Here is a 22,701-nt window from a genome sequence, read left to right as displayed (position 1 = left end):
CCTTAACGCTGTCTCAGGAGCCACCAAATGTCCTTTTCTTACCATCTGCGCGCCGCCGCCGCCACTGCCCTTCTGGGCCTTGCCGGTTCCGCATACGCCGACCTGCCGCCCGTCGTCGCCCCTTGCTCGGTGACCGACATCACGATCAACGCGATCGACTGCCGCGGCTTCTACAGCAGCCAGTACCTGAGCGGCAATCCCGGCGACGTCGCCGTCCAGATCGAGGCCCTGGGCCAGCTGGGCTTCACCTGGGACGGCGTCACCACCGTCACCGCCGACAACCAGTCGGGCCTGGGCGGCGTCACCACGCTGAACTTCGCCACGCCGCTGGTCGGTCTGACCTACATCGGGATCCACTACGGCGGCGGCACGAACAGCCCGACCCCGAACGCGGGCGACACCACGGTGTTCTATTCGCTCGACGCGGGCGCCGGCATCACCTCGCTGCAACTGGCCTACGGCTCGAGCTCGGACGTCAAGGTCTACTCGACCATGCCGGCCGTCCCGGAACCCGAGACCTACGCGCTGATGCTCGCCGGCCTGGGCGTCGTCGGCTTCATGGCCCGCCGCCGCAAGCAGCAAGCCTGAAGCGCCTGACAGGCGCTCGCCAGACAACCCCGCCTCGGCGGGGTTTTTTGCGTCCGGCCGGCACGCGGAGGCACCGCGCGACAATCGCACGATGCCGACCCTGAACCCGATTCCGGCAGCGGCGCCAGCCCCGGTCGCGCCGCGTCCCGGCCCGCAGAAATACGCGGTGCACGTCGCCGCCAGCCGCATCGACGGCCAGGGCGCGTTCGCCGCCGAGCCGATCCCGGCGCGGCGCAAGATCGGCGAGATCCGCGGCGAATCGATCAGCGTGCGCGAGGCCCGGCGGCGCGCCAAGGGCGCCGCGCGGATCATGATCGTCGAGCTCAGCCAGACCCGCGCAATCGACGCGTCGCAATCGGCCGACCCGCTGCGCTTCACGAACCACTCCTGCCGGCCCAACGCGGTGCTGCGGATTCGCCAGGGCCGGGTCGAGTTCTATGCGATGCGCGACGTGGCGATCGGCGAGGAACTGACGGTCAACTACGGCGAGACGCATCACGAAGGGCGCTTGCGCTGCCGCTGCGGCGCGCCGGGCTGCGTCGGCCGGCTCTAGCGCGACACCCGCCCGCTCAGTGCGACGCCGCCGCGCGCAGGCGCGTCGTGGTGGCCGCCAGGTCGGGCCACGCGGGCTTGTCCGGCGCGAAACGCTGCCGCATGTAGGCGGCGAGCTGCGCGATCTGCGGGTCGTTCAGGTGATCCCGGAACGCGGGCATGAAGCCGATCTCGCGCGTCGCCGGTTCGCGGATGCCCTCGAGGATCACGCGCAGCAGGTTGTCGGGTCGGTCGCTGTGCAGGTTGGTGTTCAGGGCCAACGGGAGGTTCTGCCCGAGCAGCTGCGGGCCGCTGCCGTCGTGGTGGCAGGCGCCGCAGGCGGTCGTGAAGAGCCGCTGCGCCGGCCCCGTGGCGAGGGCTTCCGGCGCGTGGCTGCGCGCGATGCGTGCTGCCGCGTCGCGCGCGTCGGAACCGGGGGCCGTGAGCGATGCGAGGTACGTGGCCATCGCGCGGACGTCGGCCTCGGGCAGCTGGCCGAGCTGCTGCACGACGGGCGCCATCGGGCCGCTGGCATTGCCGTGCTGGGCCGAACGGCCGTGGCGAAGGTAGTCGAAGAGCGCCGCCTCGGTCCACGGCACCGGGGCGCGGCTGAGTGTGGTGAGCGCGGGCGCCTCCCAGCCGTCGACGATCGCGCCGGCCAGGTAGCCGGCACCGCCGCGCTCGGCGCCAAGCGCGTTGCGCGCGGTATGGCAGGCGCCGCAGTGGCCGACGCCGTCGACCAGGTAGGCGCCGCGGTTCCATTCGGCGGACTGCGTCGCGACCGCGGCGACCGGGCCGGGCGTGAGGTACAGCGCATTCCAGAGCGCCATCAGCGGGCGCACGCTGAACGGGAACGCGAGCCGGGTCTCCGGCGCGGCGGCGGCGATCGGCGGCTGCGCCATCAGGTAGGCGTACAGCGCGGTCAGGTCGTCGTCGGTGGCGCGCGTGAAGGCGGTGTACGGGAACGCCGGATACAGGTGGCGGCCGTCGCGCGAGATGCCCTCGCGCATCGCGCGCTGGAAGGCGCTGAACGACCAGCTGCCGATGCCGTGCACCGGATCGGGCGTGAGGTTCGTGGAATAGACGGTGCCGAACGGCGTTTCCAGCGCGCGGCCGCCGGCGTTCGGCGCGCCGCCGGGCGCCGTGTGGCAGACGATGCAGTCGCCGGCCGCGGCGAGGAGGCGGCCCTTCTCGATCGTCGCGGCGGTGTAAACGTTCGCGCTGCCGGCCGCGATCGGCGCGATCGTGGAACGCCAGCCGAGCAGCCCGAGCGCAGCGGCGCCGAGGCCGATGAGCAGCGCAGCCGCCTTGGCGAGGCCGCCGCGCGTCGCCCTCGCGCCAGTCTTCCCACCAGAGGAAAGTGAGCGCGAGGCGAAAGAGGCGGCCTCGTTCTTCGCCGGCTCCTCGATCCCGAGCGCCCTGCGCACCACCTCCGGCGTGAACGGCGGCTCGCGAAAGCGCACGCCGGTCGCGTCGAAGATCGCATTGGCGATCGCCGCGGTGCCCGGCACCGACGACGACTCGCCGGCGCCCAGCGGCGGCTCGCCGGGCCGCGGCATCATCAGCACGTCGACGACCGGCACCTCGCGGAAGTTCAGGATCGGGTAGCTGCCCCATTCACGCGCCACCGGCACGTGGGTCGTCGCATCGACCGGCACCGATTCCTTCAGCGCGCGCGAGGTCGTCTGCAGCACGTTGCCGTGGATCTGGTGCTGCACGCCCGCCGGGTTGATCATCAGCCCGGCGTCCTGGCCGACGACGACGCGGCTGACATGGACCTCGCCGGTCGTGCGGTTGACCTCGACATCGGCGACCCAGGCCGCCCACGCGGCGCCGTAGCCCGGGAACTTGCTGTGCACGTAGCGCGCATACGCGAAGCCCTGGCCCTTCAGCAGATGGCCGTCGGCGGCCTGCTGCTGCGGCTGCGTGTGGGCCAGCCAGCCGGCGCGCGCGGCCGTCGCCTTCACGAGATCGCTCGCGCGCTCGTCCTTCAGGTGCCGCAACCGGAACTCGACCGGGTCTACGCCCGCGGCCGTGGCGAGCTCGTCGACATACGACTCGTGCGCGAACGCGTTCGGCAGCGCCGACACGCCGCGCAACCACGAGGCGCGCAGGATCGGCGGCATGTCGTTGGCAACGACGCGCAGGTGCTCGACCTGGTAAGGCGGCACCGCGGTGCGGTCGCCCATCTCGTAGGCGTGCGCGTCGGGGGCGACCGTGCCGGTCAGCAGCAGCGCCAGCGTCGGCGCACCGTTGCTCGGGTACGAGGTCTGGAAATCGTAGGCCGCGATGCCGCCACCCGCATCCAGCCCGCCGTTCACCTGCATCAGCTGCGCAGCGCCCTTCGGCTCCCACAGGTGCTCCTGCTCGCGCGTGAGCTGCACGCGCACCGGCGCGCCGACGGCGCGCGACAGCAGCGCGGCGTCGGCCGCGACATCGTCGGCGCAGTTGCGGCCGTAGCAGCCGGCCGCCTCCATGCGGATCACGTCGATCGCGGTGTCGGGCAGGCCGGTCAGCGTCGCCAGGTCGGCGCGCAGCACGTGCGGGTTCTGCGTGCCGGACCAGACCGTCATGCGGTCCGGGTGCCAGTCGGCCAGCGCGCACGACGGGCCGATCGACGCGTGCAGCTGGTACGGCCAGACGTAGGTGCGCTGCAGTGGCTGCGCGGCGCGGGCGATCGCGCCGTCCACATCGCCCTGATCGACCAGCACGCGGCGGGTCGACGGGTTGTTGCGCAGCGCGTTGGCGAGATCGTCGAGCGGCGCGCTGCCGGGCCAGTCGCGCCAGGTGACCTTCAGCGTGCGCATCGCCGCGTCGGCCTGTTCCTCGCGCTCGGCGACGATGCCGACGAAATCGCGGATCACGACAACCGCGCGAATGCCTGCAATATGAGCGATCGAGGATTCGTCGACCGCCTCCAGCGTGTTGCCGACGAAGTCGCCGGCGTCGACGCCTGCATAGGGCGGCCGCACGACGCGGCCGTGCAGCATCCCGGGCAGGCGCTTGTCGTGGACGAAGACGTCGTCGCCACGCGCCTTGGCCGGGATGTCGACGCGCGGCGGCGAACTGCCCACCACGCGGTAGTCCTGCGGCGATTTCAGCGGCGCCGCGCTCGTCAGCATCAGTTCGACGTGGCGACCGGCGAGCTTCTCGCGCACGCCTGTGCCCGGCTGCGCAGCGAGCCACTCGCGCGCCTGCGCGGCGGCGCGGCGCAGCGGCTCGCCGTGGATCTGGATCGAGCTGCTGGCAATCGTCGCGCCCTGGTTCGGCGCGATCGCGGTGCTGCCGAGAATCGCGTGGACCGCCGTCAGCTCGACATCCAGTTCCTCCGCGACGATCTGCGCCAGCGCGGTGCGGATGCCGGTGCCCAGGTCGACATGGCCGTGCAGCGCGCTGACGCTGCCGTCGTCCCACACCGCGATCAGGATCTCGTCGCCTTCGGCCGGGTTCGACGGCACCGCCGCCGGCTGCCCTTGGGCCGGCACGCCTGCGGGCGGCGGCGGGCGCGACACCAGCAACACGCCCGTCGCGGCGCGCAGATCGGCGCGCGAGTGCGGCGTCTGCGCGCGCAGGCCGGTCATCGCGGCGCCATCAGCACGGCCGCGCGCTGCACCGCCTGCAGGATCTCGAGGTGCGTGCCGCAGCGGCACAGGTTGTGCGCGAGCGCGTCGCGCGCCTGCTGCTCGGTCGGCTGCGGGATCCGTTCGAGCAGCGCGACGGTGCTGACGATCATCCCGTTCAGGCAGTAGCCGCACTGCGCGGCCTGGCAGTCGATGAACGCCTGCTGCACCGGGTGCAATTCGCCGTCGCGGCCCAGGCCTTCGAGCGTCGTGATCGCGCGGCCCTCGACGCCACCGACCGGGATCACGCACGAGCGCGCCTCGATGCCGTCGACCAGCACCGTGCAGGCGCCGCACTCGCCCAACCCGCAGCCGTACTTCGGGCCGTTCAGCCCGAGGTCGTTGCGCAGGATGTTCAGCAGCGGCGCATCGCGCGGCACGGCCAGCGCGTGCGCGCGGCCGTTGACGGTCAGCGCCACGGTCGACGCGATCACGGGCGCGGCAAGAAGGCGCCGGGCCGCCCCAAGCCTTCTTGACCCCCTCGGGGGGCGGCCGCCGCGCAGCGGCGGCATGGGGGTTTCATGAAACGATGTCGCTGGCCTGGATGCGCTTCACGCCCTTGGCCGTCATCTGCTTCCAGGCCGCGGCGAGCGAGCCGTTCAGGTCGATGGCGCGGGTCGCGTCCTCGATCACGTAGACGTTGAAGCCGGCCTTGCGCGCGTCCATCGCGGTCCAGGCGACGCAGAAGTCGGTCGCCAGACCCGTGACGTACAGCGTCTTGATGCCGCGCGCCTTCAGGTAGCCGGCCAGGCCGGTGGCGGTCTTGTGATCGGCCTCCTCGATCGCCGAGTAGCTGTCCATCTCCTTGTGGAAGCCCTTGCGGATGATGATCTGCGCGGTCGGCAGCTTCAGGTCCTTGTGCAGGTCGGCGTCGGCCGTGCCCTGCACGCAGTGGTCGGGCCACAGCACCTGCGTGCCGTAGCTGAGCTTGGTGGTCTCGAACGGCTTCTTGCCCGGGTAGGTGCTCGCGAACGAGGCGTGGCCCGGTGTGTGCCAGTCCTGCGTGACGACGATGTTCTGGAACGACGCGGCCAGCTTGTTGATCACCGGCACGACGGCCTCGCCGTCCTTGACCGGCAGCGTGCCGCCGGTGACGAAGCAGTTCTGCACGTCGACGACGATCAGCGCGCTCTTCGCGTCGGGGGTGAACCTGGCGGCGGCGAAGGCGCGGCTGGCCGAGAAGCCGGTGGCCGCCAGCGCGCCGGCGCCGGACAAGGCCTTCAACAGGGATCTGCGGGTGGTGTGGTGCATGGCGGGACCTCCGGTAGGGTGCTGAATGGCTGCCGCGCGGCTACACGCTCAGGTAGGCGCGCCGCACGTCCTCGTCGGCCGCGAGTTCGGCCATCGAAGCCTGATAGCGGATCTGGCCCTTCTCGAGCACGTAGGCCCGGTCGGACACCAGCTCCGCGAAATGCATGTTCTGTTCGGACAGCAGGATGCTCACGCCCTGCGCCTTCAGCTCGAGGATCATCTGCGCCATCTGCTCGACGATCACCGGCGCGACGCCCTCGCTCGGCTCGTCGAGCAGCACGAGGTACGGGTTGCCCATCAGCGTGCGCGCGACCGTCAGCATCTGCTGCTCGCCGCCGCTCATGCGGCCGCCCGGGCGGTCCGGCATCTCGCCGAGGTTGGGGAAGAGCTTGAACAGCTTCTCCGGCGTCCAGACCGGCGCGGCGCTGCCGTCGCCCCAGGTGCGCGGTGGCTGCTTGCCCACCTCGAGGTTCTCCATCACCGTCAGATCGCCGAACACGCGGCGGTCCTCCGGCACATAGCCGAGGCCGGCGCGGGCCACGTCGTGCGGGTCGGCCTTCGACACGTCTTTGCCGAGGAAGTGGATCGTGCCCTTGCGCTTGGCGAGCAGGCCCATCAGCGTCTTCAGCGTCGTCGACTTGCCGGCGCCGTTGCGCCCCATCAGCGCGACGACCTCGCCGCGGTTCACCTGCAGGTCGACATCGAACAGGATGTGCGCGGCGCCGTACCAGGCGTTCAGCCCCTTCGCTTCGAGCAGCGGCGTGCTCATGCCGCGACTTTCTTTTCGAAGGTCTTGCCGGTGCCGAAGTACACCTCCTGCACCTTCGGGTGGTCGCGGATCTCGGCCGGCTTGCCCTCGGCGATCAGCCGCCCGCGCGCGAGCACGATCATGCGGTCGGCATGCGCGAACACCACGTCCATGCTGTGCTCGGTGAAGAGCACCGCCAGCCCGCGTTCGACGACCAGGCGCTTGGTCAGCGCCATCAGCTCGTTGCGCTCCTTCGGCGCCATGCCGGCGGTCGGCTCGTCCATCAGCAGCAGCTTGGGATCGTTGGCCATCGCAATCGCCAGTTCCACACGCTTGACGTCGCCATACGCCAGCTCGCTGCACGGCCGATCGGCCTGCGCCTGCATGCCGACTTGTGCCAGCAGCGCGAGCGCGTCGTCGCGACGGTGCATCGCCGCCCGCCGCCAGAGCTGGTAGAGCTTGGCGTCGGCCGAGAGCAGCGCCATCTGCACGTTCTCGACGACCGTCAGCGACGCGAAGGTCTCGGCGATCTGGAAGGTGCGGCCGACGCCGCGGTGCCAGATGTCGCGCGGCTTGCGGCCGATCAGCTCGACACCATCGAGCGTGATCGAGCCGGTGTCGGCGCGCAGCTGGCCGTTGACCATGTTGAACGTGGTCGACTTGCCCGCGCCGTTCGGCCCGATCAGCGCCAGCAGCTCGCCGGCCGCGACCTCGAAGCTCACGCCGTCGACCGCGCGGTTGCCGCCGAAGCTCTTGCCGAGGTTGGCGACCTTGAGCAGGCTCATGCCTTGGCCTCCCGGCGCCGATCGAACAGCCCGCCGACGAAGCCGGCGATCCCCTGCGGGAACACCAGCACCAGCAGCAGGATGATGCCGCCGAGCAGCGCCTTCCAGTAGTCGGTGTTGCGCGCGACCGCGTCCTGCAGCCAGGTGAAGGTGACCGCGCCGACGATCGGGCCGGCGAGCGTCTGCAGCCCGCCGAGCAGCACCATCACGAGGCCGTCGACCGAGCGGCCGACCGCCACGGTGTCGGGCGAGATGCTGCCCTTCGAGAACGCGTACAGCGCACCGGCCAGGCCCGCGAACACCGCGGCGATCACGAACGCGACCCACTGGATGCGCTTCACGTCGATGCCGATCGCGTCGGCGCGCAGCGGCGAATCGCGGCCCGCGCGCATCGCGTAGCCGAACGGCGCGAACAGCGCGCGGCGGATCAGCAGGATGCCGCCGACCACGAGCGCCAGCGTCAGGTAGTAGTAGGTGCGCTTGTCGGCCAGCCACTCGGCCGGCCAGACGCCGGTCAGGCCGTTGCTGCCGCCGGTGAAGTCGTCCCACTGGAACACGACCGACCAGACGATCTGCGAGAACGCGAGCGTCAGCATCGCCAGGTACACGCCCGACAGCCGCACGCAGAACCAGCCGAACACCAGCGCACCGACGGCGGCCACCAGCGGCGACAGCAGCAGCGTCAGCTCCATCGGCAGCCCGAGCGAGCGCACCAGCAGCGCCGCGCCGTACGCGCCGAGGCCGAAGTACGCGGCGTGGCCGAACGAGTGCATGCCGGCCGGGCCCATGATGAAGTGCAGGCTGGTCGCGAACAGGGCGGCGGTCAGCAGGTCGATCGCGAGCACGGTCAGGTACGGCGAGTTCGCGGTCGCGACCGGCCACGCCAGCAGCGCCAGCAGCAGCACGCCGCCGGCGATCTTCAGCGCGGCATCCGCCTGGCGCAGCGGTGCCTCGGCCGGTGCCGAATTGCGGCTCACCGCCTGCGGCTTGCCCATCAGCCCCCACGGCCGCACGACGAGCACGACGGCCATCACGAGGAACTCGACGACCAGCGTCAGCTTCGAGAACGAGAACGCGATGCCGAAGATCTCGACGGCGCCGATGCCGATGCAGATCGCCTTGATCTCGGCGATCAGCAGCGCGGCCACGTACGCGCCCGGGATCGAGCCCATGCCGCCGACCACGACGACGACGAACGCATCGCCGATCGTCGCCAGGTCGAGCCCGAGGTTGGCCGGCTCGCGCGGCAGTTGCAGCGCGCCGCCCAGGCCGGCGAGCATCGTGCCGAGCGCGAACACGGCCGTGAACAGCCACGCCTGGTTGACGCCGAGCGCGCTGACCATCTCGCGGTCTTGCGTCGCGGCGCGCACCAGCGTGCCCCAGCGCGTCTTGGTCAGCAGCAGCCACAGCAGGCCGAGCACCAATGGGCCGACGACGATGAGGAACAGGTCGTAGGTCGGGAACATGCGGCCGAGGATCGGCACCGCATGCGAGAGCCCCGGCGCGCGCGGGCCGAGCAGGTCCTCGGCGCCCCACATCCACAGCGCTGCGTCCTTGATCACCAGCATCAGCGCGAACGTGGCGAGCAGCTGGAACAGCTCGGGGGCGCGGTAGACGCGGCGCAGCAGCACGATCTCGACGATCGCGCCGATCACGCCGACGGCCAGCGACGCGAGCAGCAGCGCCGGCCAGAACCACAGGCCGCCGCCGAGCCTTTCGGTCAGCATGTAGGCGATGTAGATGCCCAGCATGTAGAACGAGCCGTGCGCGAAGTTGACGATGCGGGTGACGCCGAAGATCAGCGACAGCCCGGCACCGACGAGGAACAGCGAAGAGGCGCCGGCCAGGCCGTTGAGGAGTTGGACGACGAGGCCGGAGAAGTTCATGCGGTGGCGGGAGGACTCAGTTGGGCGCGCGCAGTGCCTTGACCTTGTCGTTCGACGGCAGGAACTTCGCACCGTCGAGGTACTTGTAGTCGACCATCACGCCCTTGCCGCCTTCGTTCTTCGTCCTGCCGACGAACGCGCCCATGGTCGATTGGTGGTCCTCGGCGCGGTAGGTGAACTTGCCGAACGGCGAATCCATCTGCAGCCCCTCGAACGCGGCGACGAGCTTGTCGGCCTCGGTGCTCTTGGCCTTCTTTACGCCGGCAGCGATCGACTTGATCATCGTGTAGCCGACCACCGAGCCCAGGCGCGGGTAGTCCTTGTACTTGCCGTGGTACGCGAGGAAGAACGCCTTGTGCTCGGGCGTCTGGATGCCGTACCACGGGTAGCCAGTGACGATCCAGCCGTTCGGGGTGTCGTCCTTCAGCGGGTCGAGGTACTCGGGCTCGCCGGTCAGCACGCTGACGACTTCCTTGCCCTGGAAGATGCCGCGGGTGGTGCCCTCGCGCACGAACTTGGTCAGGTCGGCGCCGAACAGCACGTTGAAGATCGCATCGGGCTTCGCGTCGGCGATCGCCTGCGCGACGCTGCCGGCGTCGAGCTTGCCGAGCGGCGGCGCCTGCTCGGCAACAAACTCCACGTCGGGCTGAGCGGCCTTCAGCAGTTCCTTGAACGCGGCGACGGCCGACTGGCCGTACTCGTAGTTCGGGTAGACGATCGCCCAGCGCTTCTTCTTCAGCTTGGCCGCCTCGGGCACCAGCATCGCGGCCTGCATGTAGGTGCCGGGGCGCAGCCGGAAGGTGTACTTGTTGCCGCTGCCCCAGATGATCTTGTCGGTCAGCGGCTCGCCGGCGAGGTAGAAGAACTTCTTCTGCTTCGCGAAGTCGGTCAGCGCCAGCCCGGTGTTCGACAGGAACGCGCCGGCCAGCACGTCGATCTTCTCGCGCGAGACCAGCTCCTCGGCGGCACGCACCGCGTCGCCCGGGCTGGCGTTGTCGTCGCGCGTGATCAGCTCGAGTTTCTTGCCGTTGACGCCGCCGGCCGCGTTGATCTCCTCGACGGCCAGTTCCATGCCCTTCTTGTACGGCTCGAGGAAGGCGGGCTGCGCCTTGTAGCTGTTGACCTCGCCGATCTTGATGGTCGGGCCGCCTTGCGCGTGCGCGGCCGAGAACATCAGCGAGGCCGCGGCAGCAGTGGCGGCAAGCAGCAGGGGGCGGCGTTGGATCATCGGGAGCTCCTTGGGGAATCAGGTCGGGGGATTGTGAGGGTGACGAATGCTGCGCGTATCAGCGCAAACCATCCTCGCCCTTGATCTCGTGGGCCTGCAGGCCGCCGATGCGCGGCAGCGGCCGGCCGCTGTCGGTGACGGCGACGCAGACCACGATCTCGTTGGCGCGCGGCGCATCGGCCACGCGCGCCTCCATCGCGTCGAAATGACTGCGCACGAACGCGGCGTCCTTGTGGCCGAGCGGCACGTCGATCGCGGTGCCCAGGCCGCCGCGCTTCTTGGCCGACGGCACCAGCGCCGCGCCTTTCTCGACCGCCTTGCGCAGCGGCGCGCCCAGCTTGGGGTGCAGGATCGCGGCGGCGTGCTCCAGCTCGCCGGCCTCGCCGACGATCGCGGCCTTGCCGTAGCTCTGCGCCGCACCGGGCGCGATGCCGAGCGCGGCGACGCACTTGTCGCCGAGCAGGCCGCCGAGCTCCTCGCCGATCGCGATCAGCGCGTCGAGGTTCTCCTCAAAGCGGCCGGCGAACGGGTTCTCGATCACGGCCATCGCGAGCGCGCGGCGGGTGGGCGGCGTGACCGCCCGGCCCATCTCGATGCGGGTCTCGTCGACCTGGACGATGAGTTTTCTGATTTTCGCAAGCATGTGAGTCGTCCTTGTTCTCAGGGCAGGCCGTTCGCTGCGCTCAGCGCAGCCCGTCCCATTTCGCGATGTCCGCGGCCTTCAGCCCGCCGACGCGCGCATGGACGCGCGCTCCGGTGCTCATCACCAGGATGAAGACGATCTCGTCGGGCAGCGGCGCGCCCGGCACGCGCACCTCGATCGCGTCGAAGTGGCTGCGCACGTAGGCGGCGTTGATGTGGGTCAGCGGCACGTCGAGCGTCGCGCCGGGCGGGCCGACCTTCTTGGTCGACGGCACGATCGCGAGCGCGTTCTGGGTCTGCCCGGCAGGTGTCGCGACGGCCCCGGACTGCCCCGCCGCATACGCGTTGCGGTCGCCCTTCCAGCCCAGCAGCTCGCGCATCGCGTAGCCGCCCGGCACATGCCAAAGCGCGCCATGTTCGAGCTCGCCGGCGGCGCCGACGATCGCGCCCTTGCCGTAGCCCTCTATCCGCTCGACCGGCACATCCATCGCGGCGCGCAGCTGCTGCGCCATGGCGACGCCGACCGGCTGCAGCGCGTCCATCATCGGCAGGATGTCCTGAACGTACCGGCCGGCGAACGGGTTCGTCAGCACCGCGCCGATCGCGCCGCGGCGCAACGGCACCGCGGCGACCGGGCCGAACTCATGGCGGATGTCCTCGACATGCGTGAAGACGCGGCGGATCTCGATCACCGGGTGCTCCTTGCGGTCGTGAAGTCAGTGGCGTGCATCTCGACTTTCGTTAAGCAAATACTGAACCAACCGCCGCGGCGGCCGACGGCAATTCGCCAGGCACTGGGGCTTCAACGCCGAGGGCGCGATGTTGGCATACGAGCAGCGCCGAATGAATCAACCCGTCGCGTTGCAGCGCCCGCGCGCGGGCCGCGCCGGCCTGCAGGGCCGCCTGCACCTGCACGGGCGGCAGCGGCGGCACCGCGACGGTGACCAGCAGGTCGCCGAGGTCGCTGTCGTCCTTCAGTTCGCACGCCGGGCGGCGTGCGATGCGCGTGTCGTCGACGGTCACGGCGTTGGCGATCACGGTCGCCGCGGCGTCGGCCATCGCGGCGGTGCGTGCCAGCACCGTCACGCTGTCGGCGATGCCGAGGGAGAAGCTGCGCCCGCGCCAGCCGCTGGTCGCGATGCCGCGCACCGGCAGGTCGGCGGTGACGGTGAAATTGCCGTCGAGGCGCGGCGTGCCATCGGCAGGGTCGAAGCGCGCGAGGTCGGCGAACAGGCCGACCTTGACCGATGCGCCCGGCGCGAGGTGCAGCGCGATGTCGCCGCCGTTGTTGACCCACGTGCGGTCGATGCCGGGGCGCTCATAGGCCGGGACGATCTCCTGCGCAACCGCGCCCGCGACCGCCGCCATCGGCGTGATGAATTGCGAATGGAACGGCCGGCACGCGAGCCACATGCGGCGCGCGACCACGCCCTGCAACGGGCAGGGCCCGCGCACCGGCAGGCGCAGCGTGCGCAGCTCGGCGACGAGTTCGGGCAGAACGGTCTGGAACCGCGCCCAGGCGGCCGCGTGCGCGGCTTCGACGACGCCCGGCTCCCCCTCGGCGCCGATCACGAGATCGATCGGTCCGTGCTGGAAATGCCAGCGGCCATCGGCCAGGCGAGCGCGTGTCGCGTGCATCGCGCTCAGCCCAGCAGCGGCGGCTGCCCGAGCGGCCACGGATTGGCGGCCGACAGGGCCTCGAAGCGCCGCGCGGTTGGCGCACCGTCGTCGTGCCAGGCGCCGCGGGCGAGCGCGTCGCCGAGCGAGCGCACGTGCTCCATGTGTCCGCCGAGTGATTGGTAGTCCGCCAGCGTCATGCTGAACTCGATCGGCGCGACGATCGCCGGCGTCGGCACGGTGCCGAAGCTGTTGTCGGGCATCCGCGCGACGTCGACCATCACCGTGATGCCGCCGCCCGGCCACACATAGGCCGGCGCGCCACCGCAGGTGACGTTGACGACGGCCTGCTTGATCGAGCGCGTCAGCCGCACCGGGTTGTCGGTGACGCCGGCGCGCAGGCTGCCGCCCGCGCCGCCGAGGAAGAGCACCGTCGTCAGCGAGGGTTCGCAGTTCTCGCCGATGCGGTCGACGACCGCCTGGACGGCCGCCGGCATCGCCGCTTGCTGCGGCACCAGCGCGTCGTCGAGCACGTACCACGCGGCGTGCTCGCCGGTGGTCGAGACCATCAGCAACTTCAGGCCTGGCCACGCGACCGACTCGTCCCAACCCTCGACGATCGCCAGCGGATCGACCAGGTCGGTCCCGCCCCAGCCGGTACCCGGGTTGGCGACCTGGAAGTAGCGCCCCGGCGTCGACTTGCGGCCGCGGATCTGGATGCCCGAGGGCCGCATGTCGAGGCAGCGGCCGGCCTGGTGTTGGGTCAACACGCCGGTGATGTGGTCGTCGACGACAACGACCTCGTCGGCCTGACCGAAGAACTGCTTCGCGAAGATGCCGACGGTGGCCGAGCCGCAGCCGACCCGCATCCGCTGCTCCTCGACGCCGCCGACGATCGGCGCCTTGCCGGACTGGATCACCACCTGCGCGCCGCCGTCGATCGAGAGTTCGACCGCCTGCTTGTTGCCGAGCGCCAGCATCATTTCGCAAGTGACGCGGCCCTCCTTCTTGCTGCCGCCGGTCAGGTGGTGCACGCCGCCGAGCGAGAGCATCTGCGAGCCGTACTCGGCCGTCGTGACGTGGCCGACCACCTCGCCCTTGCAGCGCACGTTGGCCTGCTCCGGACCGAGCCAGCGGTCGGTGTCGATCTTCACCTTCAGGCTGCAGTAGCTGAAGATGCCCTCGGTGACGACGGTGACCATGTCGACGCCCGCCGCCTGCGAGGCGACGATGAACGGCGCCGGCTTGTAGTCGGGGTAGGTGGTGCCGGAGCCGACGCCGGTGACAAACACCTCGTCCTGCGCGGCGAGCGGGTTGGCGGCGATGGCCGCGTCGCTCTCATCGCTGCGGGCGACGAACGGCACCAGCGCGGCGTCGCCGCTCTCCAGCGTGCGCCGCAGCAGCACCACCGGATCGACCCGGATCAGGGTGCCGTCGGCGTTGGCGTAACGGTCGCAGGCGCCGGTCTTGCCGGGCGAGATCTGGCACAGCACCGGGCAGGCGTTGCACTCGATCTTGTCGGTGGCCATGCGCTCGTTGCGCGGGCGCGAGCGCTCGAGCACCTGCAGGGTCTCGGGCAAGCCGTCGGTCTTGGTGTGTTCGTTCATCGCGGTACGATTGAGTTCAGACCCTGATGCAAGCCCCGGACCACCGTTTCATGTAGTATTTACTGAACGACGGTGTTGCGGATACTACATGGCCGATCCGGGCCACGCAACCGAACAACTCCCATTTACCGCTGGACCCGACATGAGCGCCTTCAACGAAGAAACCGTGCTGAGCGTGCACCACTGGACCGACAAGCTGTTCACGTTCACGACCACGCGCGATCCCGCGCTGCGCTTCTCGAACGGGCACTTCACGATGATCGGCCTGCGCGTCAACAACAAGCCGCTGCTGCGCGCCTACAGCATCGTCAGCGCCAACTACGAGGACCACCTCGAGTTCCTCAGCATCAAGGTGCCGGACGGCCCGCTGACCAGCAAGCTGCAGCACATCAAGGTGGGCGAGAAGATCATCGTCGGCAAGAAGCCGACCGGCACGCTGGTGATCGACTACCTGACGCCCGGCAAGCACCTGTACCTGCTGTCGACCGGCACCGGCCTGGCGCCGTTCATGAGCATCATCCGCGACCCCGAGACCTACGAGCGCTTCGAGCAGGTGATCCTGGTGCACGGCGTGCGCACCAAGGACGAACTGGCGTACCACGACCTCGTCACCGAGCACCTGCCGGCGCACGAGTTCCTCGGCGACATGGTCAGCAGCAAGCTGCGCTACTACCCGACCGTGACGCGCGAGGCCTACAAGAACATGGGCCGCGTGACCGAGCTGATGGAGAGCGGCAAGATGTTCACCGACCTCGGCCTGCCGCCGCTCGACCCGGCGGTCGATCGCGTGATGATCTGCGGCAGCCCCGGCATGTTGCGCGACCTGAAACACATGCTCGAAGGACGCGGCTTCAAGGAAGGCAACACGTCGACCCCCGGCGCCTTCGTCATCGAGCGAGCCTTCGCCGAGCAATGACCGCGACTCGGCCGCTCGGGGTCCGGGCCCAGGCGGCGGCGGCGACGCGCGAGAACATCCTGCGCGCCGCGACCAAGGTGTTCGCGAAGCACGGCTATGCGGGCGGGCGGATCGAGCAGATCTCCAAGGCCGCGAAGTCGTACGACCGGATGATCTACTACTACTTCGGCAGCAAGGAAGGCCTCTTCATTGCGGTGCTGGAGGAGATGTATCGGCGCTTCAACGAGGCCGAGTCGAAGCTCTCGCTCGCCGACGCGCACCCGGTCGAGGCGCTGCAGGCGGTGATCCGCTTCATGTGGGTGCACTATCAGAAGCACCCCGAGTTCATCACGCTGCTCAACACCGAGAACCTGCACCGCGGCAAGCACATCGCCAAGTCGCTGCGGGCGCGCGAGTATTCGTCGCCCGCAGTCAGCGCGCTCGGCGACGTGCTGGCGCGCGGGGTGCAGCAGAACCTGTTCCGTGCCGACGTGGCGGCGCGCGACGTCTACCTGATGATTGCGTCGATGGGCTACTTCTACCTGTCGAACCGGTTCACCCTCTCCGCCTTCCTCGGCGAGCAGCTCGACACGCCCGCGGCGCTGGCGCACTGGGAGGCGTTCCTGATCGACGCGGTGCTGCGCGCCGTGACGCCGGCATAGGGAAAGACGGCGAGCGTCTCGCGCGGTGCCGTGCCGTTGCAGCGTTCGCGGCGGGCGTCGGACCCGGGCCGCAAGCCCGGCGAGGCGACCGCGCTCAATGCGCGTGGGTGTGGTGCGCGTCCGGCACGTGCGGATGGGCGTGGCGCAGCGGCGCGTGGTGGTGAGGGTGGCTGTGCGCGCCCTCGGGCATCTCGGCGTGCGGGTGGTCGTGGTGCCCGTCGTCGTGGCGGTGCGCGTGCTCGTGGGTCAGCGCCTCGTGCGCATGGGCATGCGCATGGCGCTCGGCCAGGTGCAGCGCGATGCCGCCGAGCATCAGCAGGGCGGCCAGCAGCGTCGATGCGGTGCCGCTGCGGTCCCCCAGCGCGATCGCCCCGAGCGCGCCGACGAACGGGGCGAACGCGAACACCGAGCCGGTGCGGGCAGCGCCGAACGCGCGCTGGGCCAGCAGGTACAGGCGCAGGCTGAGACCGTAACCGGCCGCGCCCACCGCGAGCAGCGCGAGCGCCGCCCCCGCGGCCGGCACGGGCTCGCCGAGGCCGACCGCGATCGCCAACGCGGCCGAGGCGCCGAGCGCGCACTTCAGCATCACGACCGCGCCCGGGTCGCGCGCCGCGACACCGCGCGACAGCGCGTTGTCGACGCCCCAGGCGAGCGTCGCGAGCGCGACCGCGAGCAGGCCGACGGACAGGCCTTCGGCCGCGGCGTCGGGGCGCCAGACGAGCAGCATCCCGCCCGCCGTCAGCAGCGCCAGCGCAGCCACGACGCGCCGGTCGATCGCCTCGCCGTACCAGGCGCGCGCGAGCACCGCCGTGAACACGGCCTCCAGCGTCAGCAGCAACGAGGCCGCGGCGCCGCCGCTGCGCTGCAGCCCCCAGGCCAGGGCGACCGGGCCGATCACCGCGCCGAACAGTGCCATCAGCGCCAGCCGGCCGATGTCCTCGCGCCGCACCCGCGCCTCGCGCGCAGCCGAGCGCCGCGACAGCGCGCCGACCGCTGCGGCGCCTGCGTAGAGCAGCGCCGCGGTCGTGAAACTGCCCAGCCCGGCACCGAAGCGCTGGACCAGCGGCGTACTGAGCCCGAACAGCAGCGCCGCCGCCAGCGCGAGCAGGCCGCCGCGCAACGCGGGCAGATCGAAGCGGAAAGGCATGGTCAGGCGACTGTAGCGCCACGGTAGAGTGCGGCCGGATGAACCCCGATGCCGCCGTCGACAAGCATGCCGGACAAGCCGCCGAACCCTCGGAGGCGCCGCGTGCCGTCCCCTTCCGCGAAGCGTTTGCGTTCTGGCTGCAGCTCGGCTTCATCAGCTTCGGCGGGCCGGCGGGGCAGATTGCGATCATGCACACCGAGCTGGTCGAACGGCGCCGCTGGATCAGCGAGAAGCGTTTCCTGCACGCGCTGAACTTCTGCATGGTGCTGCCCGGGCCGGAGGCGCAACAGCTCGCCACCTACATCGGCTGGCTGCTGCACCGCACGCGCGGCGGCATCGTCGCCGGCGCGCTGTTCGTGCTGCCGTCGCTGTTCATCCTGATCGCGCTGTCCTGGATCTACATCGCGTTCGGCCAGGTGCCGGTGGTGGCCGGCCTCTTCTTCGGCCTGAAGCCGGCGGTCGCGGCGCTGGTCGTGCACGCGGCGCACCGCATCGGCTCGCGGGCGCTGAAGAACCGCTGGCTGTGGGCGATCGCCGCAGCGGCGTTCGTGGCGATCTTCGCGTTCGACGCGCCGTTCCCGCTGATCGTGCTGGCGGCGGGGCTGATCGGTCACTTCGGCGGCCGCCACGCGCCGGCACACTTCGCGCTCGGCGGCGGACACGGCGCGGCGCAGGCGTCGTACGGCCGGGCGCTGATCGACGACGACACGCCGACACCGCCGCACGCGCGGTTCACGCGTGCCCGGCTCGCGCGGGTGCTGGCGATCGGCTTCGGATTGTGGGTCGCGGCGATGGCGGTGCTGCTCGCCAGCGTCGGCGTCGACGGCACGCTGACGCAGATGGGCTGGTTCTTTACCAAGGCCGCGCTGCTGACCTTCGGCGGCGCGTACGCGGTGCTGCCCTACGTCTACCAGGGCGCGGTCGAGCACCAGCACTGGCTGACCGGCGCGCAGATGATCGACGGCCTCGCGCTCGGCGAGACGACGCCCGGCCCGCTGATCATGGTGGTCGCGTTCGTGGGCTTCGTCGGCGGCTGGGCGAAGCAGGTGCTCGGGCCCGACGCGCTGTTCCTCGGCGCGGCGCTGGCGGCGAGCGTGGTGACCTTCTTCACCTTCCTGCCGTCGTTCGTGTTCATCCTGGCCGGCGGGCCGATCGTGGAGTCGACCCACGGGCAGCTGAAGTTCACCGCGCCACTGACCGCGATCACGGCCGCGGTCGTCGGCGTGATCCTGAACCTCGCGCTGTTCTTCGCGGTCCACGTGCTGTGGCCGCACGGCTTGCAGGGGCCGTTCAGCGGGGCTTCGGCCGCGATCGGACTGGCCGCGGCGATCGCGCTGTTCCGCTTCAAGGTCGGCGTGCTGCCGCTGCTCGCGGGCTGCGCCGTCGCGGGCCTGATCGTGACGATGGTCGCCCCGTAAACTGGCGCCTCACCGACCGAGGATCGCCATGACATCCAGCCGCCTGATCGCCGCCACACTGACCCTGACCGTCGTCACAGGCGTCGCCCACGCCCAGACCCAGGCGCCGGGCCTCTGGGAGCACACCTTCAGGATGAAGTCGCCCGGCGGCGAGATGGAGAAGGCGCAAGCCCAGATGCAGGCGCAGCTCGACGCGATGCCGCCCGAGCAGCGCAAGCAGATGGACGCGATGATGAAGAGCCGCGGCGTCACGATGGGCGCGCAGGGGACGACCGCGAAGTTCTGCCTCACGAAAGAGCAGGCGGCCAAGCCGCCCGAGGCGCGCATGACCGGCGACTGCAAGCCGGCCGACATCAAGCGCAGCGGCAACACGATGAGCTACAAATTCGCCTGCACGACGCCACAGCAGGTCAACGGCGAAGGCCAGCTGACCTACGTGAGCGACAAGGCCTACACCGGCACCGCGAACGTCACGACGCAGGCCCAGGGCCAGGCCCGGCAGATGACGATGGAGATGACGGGCAAGTGGCTCGGTGCCGACTGCGGCGACGTCAAGCCGCTCGGCGCGCCGCCGTCGAAGTGACGGCGCCGCAGCCGGGCCGCTGGGCCGTCGCGCTGGCCGGCGCGGTGTCGCTCGCGGTCGCGATGGGCATCGGCCGCTTCGCGTTCACGCCGCTGCTGCCGATGATGCTGCACGACGGCGTCGTCGACCTGCCCACCGCCAGCTGGCTCGCCAGCGCGAACTACCTCGGCTACCTGGCAGGCGCGCTGCTGTGCACCTTCCAGCCGTGGATCTGGAAGCGCGCGCCGCGCCTGCCGCCGGTCAACGGGCCCTGGCTGCTGCGCGCCGGGCTGGTCGCCACCGCGTTGCTGACGCTGGGGATGGCGCTGCCGGTGGCGACGGCGTGGCCGCTGCTGCGCTTCGCGGCGGGCGTGGCGAGCGCCGTCGTGTTCGTCTACACCTCGGGCTGGTGCCTGGCGCAGCTCGCGCGGCGCGGCGCGAGTGCGATGGGCGGCGTGATGTACACCGGCCCGGGCGCGGGCATCGTCGTCAGCGGCGTGTTCGCCAGCGGCATGGTGCAGTGGGGCTGGCATGCGGCGACCGGCTGGGCGATCTTCGGCGTGCTGGCCGCCGGGCTTATCGCACTCGTGTGGCGCACGTTCCGCGGCGCCGCGGGCGCGCCGGCGCCCGCGGCGGGCGCGAGGGCCACCGGCGTGCTGCCGGACGCGGGCCATGGCCGCGGCGAGATCGCGGCGCTGACGGCGGCCTATGGCATCGCCGGCTTCGGCTACATCGTCACCGCCACGTTCCTGCCGGTGATCGCGCGCGCCGCGCTGCCCGGTTCGCCGTGGCTCGACATGTTCTGGCCGATCTTCGGCGCCGGCGTGATGATCGGCGCGCTGCTGGCGACGCGGCTGCGCACCGACGGCGACCTGCGGCTGCTGCTCGCCGGCAGCTACGCGATCCAGGCGGCGGGCATCGGCATCAGTGTCTGGAGCCCGAGCCTGGCCGGCTTCGCGATCGGCAGCCTGATGCTCGGCGTGCCGTTCACCGCGATCACCTTCTTCGCGATGCAGGAGGTGCGGCGCCTGCGCCCGGCCCTGGCGTCGAGCTACATGGGGCTGCTGACCGCCACCTACGGCATCGGCCAGATCGTCGGCCCGCCGCTGGTCGCGTGGCTGCTGCACCGCAGCGCCAGCGCGGGGGCCGGTTTCACGCTGTCACTCGAGATCGCGGCCGGGGCGCTGGTGGTCGGCGCGGGCTTGTACCTGTGGATGGTGCGGGCGTATCCGGTGCAGCGCGCCTGAGCTAGCCGCCCGCGCGCTTGACGACGTGGCCCTCGGCCTTCAGGCGTTCGATCACGCGCTCGACGTGATCGCCCTGGATCTCGATCACGCCGTCCTTGACCGTGCCGCCGGAGCCGCAGGCGGCCTTGAGTTGCTTGCCCATCACGGTCAGCGCCGCCGCGTCGAGCGCAAGACCTTTCACCAGCGTCACGCCCTTGCCGGCGCGGCCCTTGGTCTCGCGCGAGACGCGCACGATGCCGTCGCCCGCGGGCACCGCCCTCTGACCGCAGACGCACGCCGCGATCGGCTGGCGGCACGCCGGGCACATGCGCCCAGCGTCGGTGGAGTAGACGAGCCCGCCGCTCGCCGAGCGTCCCTTCATCGCGGGACGATCTTTGCGCCGGTGAGCTGCTCCTGCGCTTCGACCAGTGCCGGCACGTACTTGCCGCCGTGGCCCAGCGCGCTGGCGATCGCGAGCGACTGGTGCACCGCCTCGCCGATCACGCTCGGCACGTTCAGCGACTCGGCCAGATGGGTGTAGTAGCGCAGGTCCTTGCGGGCGTTGTCGAGCTCGAACTTCAGGCCGGTCATGTCGCCGTTCAGCGTCTTGGCCATCGCCTGGAACAGGCCCGAGTTGACCGCCCCGGCCGAGACCAGTTCGACCAGCTTCTTCAGGTCGACACCCGCGCGCTGGCCGGTCGCGAAAGCCTCCGCGGTCGCGGTGCAGATCGCCTGCGCGATGAAGTTGTTCAGCAGCTTGATCGTGTGGCCGGCGCCGGGGCCGCCGACGTGGATCACGTTCTCGGCGAAGGTCGCGAGCACCGGCTGCAGCTGCGCGAAGTGCTCGGCGCTGGCGCCCACCATCACGTTCAACTTGCCGAGCTCGGCCTCGACCGGCGTGCGCGCGAGCGGCGCGTCGACGAACGTGACACCGGCGGCCGCGCACTGCTCGCGCAGCGTCGTCGTCGAGCCGGGCTCGCTGGTCGAGCAGTCGACGATCACGAGCCCCGGCTTCGCCGCGCCGAGCAGCCCGTTCGCACCCGTCACCGCCGCCTCGACCTGCGGCGAGCCGGTGACGCAGATGAAGACGATCTCACACGCCTGCGCGAGCGCAGCCGGCGAGGCCGCCTCGGTCGCACCCGCGGCGAGCAGGTCCGCCACGCGCTCGCGGTTGCGGTGCACGGTCAGCGCCAGCGGATGGCCCTTGGCGCGCAGGTTCTTGGCCATCCCGTGGCCCATCAGGCCCGAAGCACCGATGAATCCGATCTTCTGCATGTTGTCGTTCACTCCAGCTTGATGTTGGCGGACTTGATCACCGCGGCCCATTTGGCGACCTCGGCCTTCTGGAACGCGGCGATCTGCTCGAGCGTCATGTCGGCGCCCTGCATGCCGAGCTTGGCGATGCGCTCCTGCATCTCCGGCTCCTTCAGGATCTTCCCGATGTCGGCGTGCAGCTTGTCGACGATGGCTTTTGGCGTGCCGGCCGGCGCAAAGATCGCCTGCCACGAGATCACTTCGTAGTCGGCCAGGCCGGGCACGCCGCTCTCGGCGACGGTCGGCACGTTCGGCATCGTCGGCAGGCGCTTGGCCGAGGTCACGGCCAGCGCACGCAGCTTGCCGCTCTCGATGTGCGGGCCGGCGACGACGGTGGTGTCGAACATCATGTCGACCTGACCGGCGATCACGTCCTGGATCGCCGGGCCGCTGCCCTTGTACGGGATGTGCGTGATGTCGATACCGGCCTTGGACTTGAGCAGTTCCAGCGCCAAGTGCTGCGAGGTGCCGCTGCCGGCCGACGCGGAACTCAGCGGCTTCTTGGCCTTGGCTGCCGCGACCACGTCGGCCAGCGTCTTGTACGGGCTGGCCTGGTTGACGACGAGCACGACCGGGTTGGTGCCGATCAGCGTGATCGGCGCGAACGACTTGATCGGGTCGTAGCCGAGCTTCGGATAAAGGCTGACGTTGATCGCGTGCGAGCTGATCGTGCCGCCGAGCAGCGTGTAGCCGTCCGGCGCGGCGCGTGCTGCCATCTCGGAACCGACGCTGCCGCCGGCACCGCCCTTGTTGTCGACGACGATCGTGGTGCCCAGCATCGGCCCGAGCTTCTGGCCGATCAGGCGGCCGAGCACGTCGGTCGTGCCGCCGGCCGGGAACGGCACGATGTAGGTGATCGGCTTGCCGGGCCATTTGTCCTGCGCGGAGGCGCGGCCTCCAAGGGCCGCGAGCGTGGCGGTCAGGGTGAAGTGGCGACGGGAAATCTGCATGCGCTTGTCTCCGTGGTTCGGTTG

General features: G+C 70.7%; 22 protein-coding genes. 7 read left to right on the top strand and 15 right to left on the bottom strand.

The features are described from left to right. The first annotated feature begins 27 nt into the window (after positions 1–27). Both ASC76_RS26320 and ASC76_RS23835 read left to right on the top strand, forming a co-directional pair. A complete protein-coding gene (locus ASC76_RS26320; RefSeq protein WP_082549435.1) occupies positions 28–588 on the top strand; it encodes a PEP-CTERM sorting domain-containing protein in 561 nt (186 codons plus the stop codon). Between the two features lie 91 nt (positions 589–679). After that, positions 680–1,141 carry an SET domain-containing protein gene (locus ASC76_RS23835; RefSeq protein WP_082549434.1) on the top strand — a complete coding sequence of 154 codons (462 nt, stop codon included), beginning with the start codon at positions 680–682 and terminating at the stop codon, positions 1,139–1,141. Positions 1,142–1,157: 16 nt separating this feature from the next. Here the strand turns inward: ASC76_RS23835 and ASC76_RS23830 are convergent, their stop codons facing one another. From ASC76_RS23830 to ASC76_RS23780, 11 genes are all read right to left on the bottom strand, one after another. Continuing rightward, positions 1,158–4,700, bottom strand: a complete 3,543-nt coding sequence (locus tag ASC76_RS23830) for a molybdopterin cofactor-binding domain-containing protein (protein ID WP_056473016.1) — start codon at positions 4,698–4,700, stop codon at positions 1,158–1,160. Next, positions 4,697–5,173, bottom strand: a complete 477-nt coding sequence (locus ASC76_RS23825; RefSeq protein WP_371262175.1) for a (2Fe-2S)-binding protein — start codon at positions 5,171–5,173, stop codon at positions 4,697–4,699. The genes ASC76_RS23830 and ASC76_RS23825 overlap by 4 nt, the downstream gene beginning before the upstream one ends. An 85-nt stretch (positions 5,174–5,258) precedes the next feature. Further along, on the bottom strand, positions 5,259–5,990 hold the full coding sequence (gene pncA / locus ASC76_RS23820) for a bifunctional nicotinamidase/pyrazinamidase (protein ID WP_056473015.1): 732 nt from the start codon (positions 5,988–5,990) through the stop codon (positions 5,259–5,261). Positions 5,991–6,030: 40 nt separating this feature from the next. Then, positions 6,031–6,759, bottom strand: a complete 729-nt coding sequence (locus tag ASC76_RS23815; RefSeq protein ID WP_056473012.1) for an ABC transporter ATP-binding protein — start codon at positions 6,757–6,759, stop codon at positions 6,031–6,033. Continuing rightward, positions 6,756–7,523, bottom strand: a complete 768-nt coding sequence (locus ASC76_RS23810) for an ABC transporter ATP-binding protein (RefSeq protein ID WP_056473009.1) — start codon at positions 7,521–7,523, stop codon at positions 6,756–6,758. The genes ASC76_RS23815 and ASC76_RS23810 overlap by 4 nt, the downstream gene beginning before the upstream one ends. After that, positions 7,520–9,409 carry an ABC transporter permease gene (locus ASC76_RS23805; protein WP_056473005.1) on the bottom strand — a complete coding sequence of 630 codons (1,890 nt, stop codon included), beginning with the start codon at positions 9,407–9,409 and terminating at the stop codon, positions 7,520–7,522. The genes ASC76_RS23810 and ASC76_RS23805 overlap by 4 nt, the downstream gene beginning before the upstream one ends. Before the next feature lie 16 nt (positions 9,410–9,425). Then, the gene (locus ASC76_RS23800) at positions 9,426–10,637 is read right to left on the bottom strand and encodes an ABC transporter substrate-binding protein (protein WP_082549433.1); all 1,212 of its coding nucleotides are present in this window, start codon (positions 10,635–10,637) and stop codon (positions 9,426–9,428) included. Between the two features lie 58 nt (positions 10,638–10,695). Continuing rightward, on the bottom strand, positions 10,696–11,280 hold the full coding sequence (locus tag ASC76_RS23795) for an amino acid synthesis family protein (RefSeq protein ID WP_056473003.1): 585 nt from the start codon (positions 11,278–11,280) through the stop codon (positions 10,696–10,698). A gap of 40 nt (positions 11,281–11,320) precedes the next feature. Next, on the bottom strand, positions 11,321–11,971 hold the full coding sequence (locus ASC76_RS23790; RefSeq protein ID WP_056473000.1) for an amino acid synthesis family protein: 651 nt from the start codon (positions 11,969–11,971) through the stop codon (positions 11,321–11,323). Positions 11,972–12,020: 49 nt separating this feature from the next. Then, on the bottom strand, positions 12,021–12,917 hold the full coding sequence (locus ASC76_RS23785; RefSeq protein WP_056473081.1) for a UPF0280 family protein: 897 nt from the start codon (positions 12,915–12,917) through the stop codon (positions 12,021–12,023). 5 nt (positions 12,918–12,922) lie between these two features. Next, on the bottom strand, positions 12,923–14,503 hold the full coding sequence (locus tag ASC76_RS23780) for a hypothetical protein (protein WP_056472996.1): 1,581 nt from the start codon (positions 14,501–14,503) through the stop codon (positions 12,923–12,925). A 142-nt stretch (positions 14,504–14,645) separates the two neighbouring features. Between ASC76_RS23780 and ASC76_RS23775 the strand changes: the two genes are divergently transcribed. Both ASC76_RS23775 and ASC76_RS23770 read left to right on the top strand, forming a co-directional pair. Continuing rightward, positions 14,646–15,419, top strand: a complete 774-nt coding sequence (locus ASC76_RS23775) for a ferredoxin--NADP reductase (protein WP_056472993.1) — start codon at positions 14,646–14,648, stop codon at positions 15,417–15,419. Beyond that, on the top strand, positions 15,416–16,060 hold the full coding sequence (locus ASC76_RS23770) for a TetR family transcriptional regulator (protein ID WP_056472991.1): 645 nt from the start codon (positions 15,416–15,418) through the stop codon (positions 16,058–16,060). Before ASC76_RS23775 ends, ASC76_RS23770 begins: the two co-directional genes overlap by 4 nt. Positions 16,061–16,154: 94 nt before the next feature. Here the strand turns inward: ASC76_RS23770 and ASC76_RS23765 are convergent, their stop codons facing one another. Then, entirely contained in the window at positions 16,155–17,207 is a 1,053-nt protein-coding gene (locus ASC76_RS23765; protein WP_056472987.1) for a DMT family transporter, read from the bottom strand. A gap of 38 nt (positions 17,208–17,245) precedes the next feature. Here ASC76_RS23765 and chrA point away from each other — a divergent pair, with 38 nt between their 5' ends. From chrA to ASC76_RS23750, 3 genes are read left to right on the top strand one after another with little or no spacing between them, the layout of a single operon-like run. Continuing rightward, on the top strand, positions 17,246–18,625 hold the full coding sequence (gene chrA, locus ASC76_RS23760) for a chromate efflux transporter (protein ID WP_056472985.1): 1,380 nt from the start codon (positions 17,246–17,248) through the stop codon (positions 18,623–18,625). 28 nt (positions 18,626–18,653) lie between these two features. Beyond that, positions 18,654–19,208: a DUF3617 domain-containing protein gene (locus ASC76_RS23755; protein WP_056472981.1), complete on the top strand. Its 555-nt coding sequence runs from the start codon at positions 18,654–18,656 to the stop codon at positions 19,206–19,208. Then, positions 19,205–20,434 (top strand): YbfB/YjiJ family MFS transporter, encoded by a 1,230-nt coding sequence (locus ASC76_RS23750; protein ID WP_056472978.1) that lies wholly within the window; start codon positions 19,205–19,207, stop codon positions 20,432–20,434. Before ASC76_RS23755 ends, ASC76_RS23750 begins: the two co-directional genes overlap by 4 nt. A 1-nt stretch (position 20,435) precedes the next feature. Here the strand turns inward: ASC76_RS23750 and ASC76_RS23745 are convergent, their stop codons facing one another. Genes ASC76_RS23745 through ASC76_RS23735 form a run of 3 tightly spaced genes read right to left on the bottom strand, consistent with a single transcriptional unit; the run spans position 20,436 to position 22,677 of the window. Next, a complete protein-coding gene (locus ASC76_RS23745; protein ID WP_056472975.1) occupies positions 20,436–20,795 on the bottom strand; it encodes a translation initiation factor Sui1 in 360 nt (119 codons plus the stop codon). Then, positions 20,792–21,688: an NAD(P)-dependent oxidoreductase gene (locus ASC76_RS23740; RefSeq protein WP_056473078.1), complete on the bottom strand. Its 897-nt coding sequence runs from the start codon at positions 21,686–21,688 to the stop codon at positions 20,792–20,794. Before ASC76_RS23740 ends, ASC76_RS23745 begins: the two co-directional genes overlap by 4 nt. 8 nt (positions 21,689–21,696) lie before the next feature. After that, positions 21,697–22,677 (bottom strand): tripartite tricarboxylate transporter substrate binding protein, encoded by a 981-nt coding sequence (locus ASC76_RS23735; protein ID WP_056472972.1) that lies wholly within the window; start codon positions 22,675–22,677, stop codon positions 21,697–21,699. Positions 22,678–22,701 lie beyond the last annotated feature (24 nt).

The organism is Rhizobacter sp. Root404 (assembly GCF_001425865.1).
Classification (GTDB): Bacteria; Pseudomonadota; Gammaproteobacteria; order Burkholderiales; family Burkholderiaceae_C; genus LMDS01.
Note: the sequence above shows the minus strand (reverse complement) of the source record. Positions and strands in the feature narration are given on the sequence as shown.

Excerpts from the sequence above, each read along its gene's own strand:
- ASC76_RS26320 (WP_082549435.1), top strand. The coding sequence starts at position 28 with ATGTCCTTTTCTTACCATCTGCGCGCCGCCGCCGCCACTGCCCTTCTG.
- ASC76_RS23835 (WP_082549434.1), top strand. The coding sequence starts at position 680 with ATGCCGACCCTGAACCCGATTCCGGCAGCGGCGCCAGCCCCGGTCGCG.
- ASC76_RS23830 (WP_056473016.1), bottom strand. The coding sequence starts at position 4,700 with ATGACCGGCCTGCGCGCGCAGACGCCGCACTCGCGCGCCGATCTGCGC.
- pncA (WP_056473015.1), bottom strand. The coding sequence starts at position 5,990 with ATGCACCACACCACCCGCAGATCCCTGTTGAAGGCCTTGTCCGGCGCC.
- ASC76_RS23815 (WP_056473012.1), bottom strand. The coding sequence starts at position 6,759 with ATGAGCACGCCGCTGCTCGAAGCGAAGGGGCTGAACGCCTGGTACGGC.
- ASC76_RS23810 (WP_056473009.1), bottom strand. The coding sequence starts at position 7,523 with ATGAGCCTGCTCAAGGTCGCCAACCTCGGCAAGAGCTTCGGCGGCAAC.
- ASC76_RS23805 (WP_056473005.1), bottom strand. The coding sequence starts at position 9,409 with ATGAACTTCTCCGGCCTCGTCGTCCAACTCCTCAACGGCCTGGCCGGC.
- ASC76_RS23800 (WP_082549433.1), bottom strand. The coding sequence starts at position 10,637 with ATGATCCAACGCCGCCCCCTGCTGCTTGCCGCCACTGCTGCCGCGGCC.
- ASC76_RS23795 (WP_056473003.1), bottom strand. The coding sequence starts at position 11,280 with ATGCTTGCGAAAATCAGAAAACTCATCGTCCAGGTCGACGAGACCCGC.
- ASC76_RS23785 (WP_056473081.1), bottom strand. The coding sequence starts at position 12,917 with ATGCACGCGACACGCGCTCGCCTGGCCGATGGCCGCTGGCATTTCCAG.
- ASC76_RS23780 (WP_056472996.1), bottom strand. The coding sequence starts at position 14,503 with ATGAACGAACACACCAAGACCGACGGCTTGCCCGAGACCCTGCAGGTG.
- ASC76_RS23775 (WP_056472993.1), top strand. The coding sequence starts at position 14,646 with ATGAGCGCCTTCAACGAAGAAACCGTGCTGAGCGTGCACCACTGGACC.
- ASC76_RS23770 (WP_056472991.1), top strand. The coding sequence starts at position 15,416 with ATGACCGCGACTCGGCCGCTCGGGGTCCGGGCCCAGGCGGCGGCGGCG.
- ASC76_RS23765 (WP_056472987.1), bottom strand. The coding sequence starts at position 17,207 with ATGCCTTTCCGCTTCGATCTGCCCGCGTTGCGCGGCGGCCTGCTCGCG.
- chrA (WP_056472985.1), top strand. The coding sequence starts at position 17,246 with ATGAACCCCGATGCCGCCGTCGACAAGCATGCCGGACAAGCCGCCGAA.
- ASC76_RS23755 (WP_056472981.1), top strand. The coding sequence starts at position 18,654 with ATGACATCCAGCCGCCTGATCGCCGCCACACTGACCCTGACCGTCGTC.
- ASC76_RS23745 (WP_056472975.1), bottom strand. The coding sequence starts at position 20,795 with ATGAAGGGACGCTCGGCGAGCGGCGGGCTCGTCTACTCCACCGACGCT.
- ASC76_RS23740 (WP_056473078.1), bottom strand. The coding sequence starts at position 21,688 with ATGCAGAAGATCGGATTCATCGGTGCTTCGGGCCTGATGGGCCACGGG.
- ASC76_RS23735 (WP_056472972.1), bottom strand. The coding sequence starts at position 22,677 with ATGCAGATTTCCCGTCGCCACTTCACCCTGACCGCCACGCTCGCGGCC.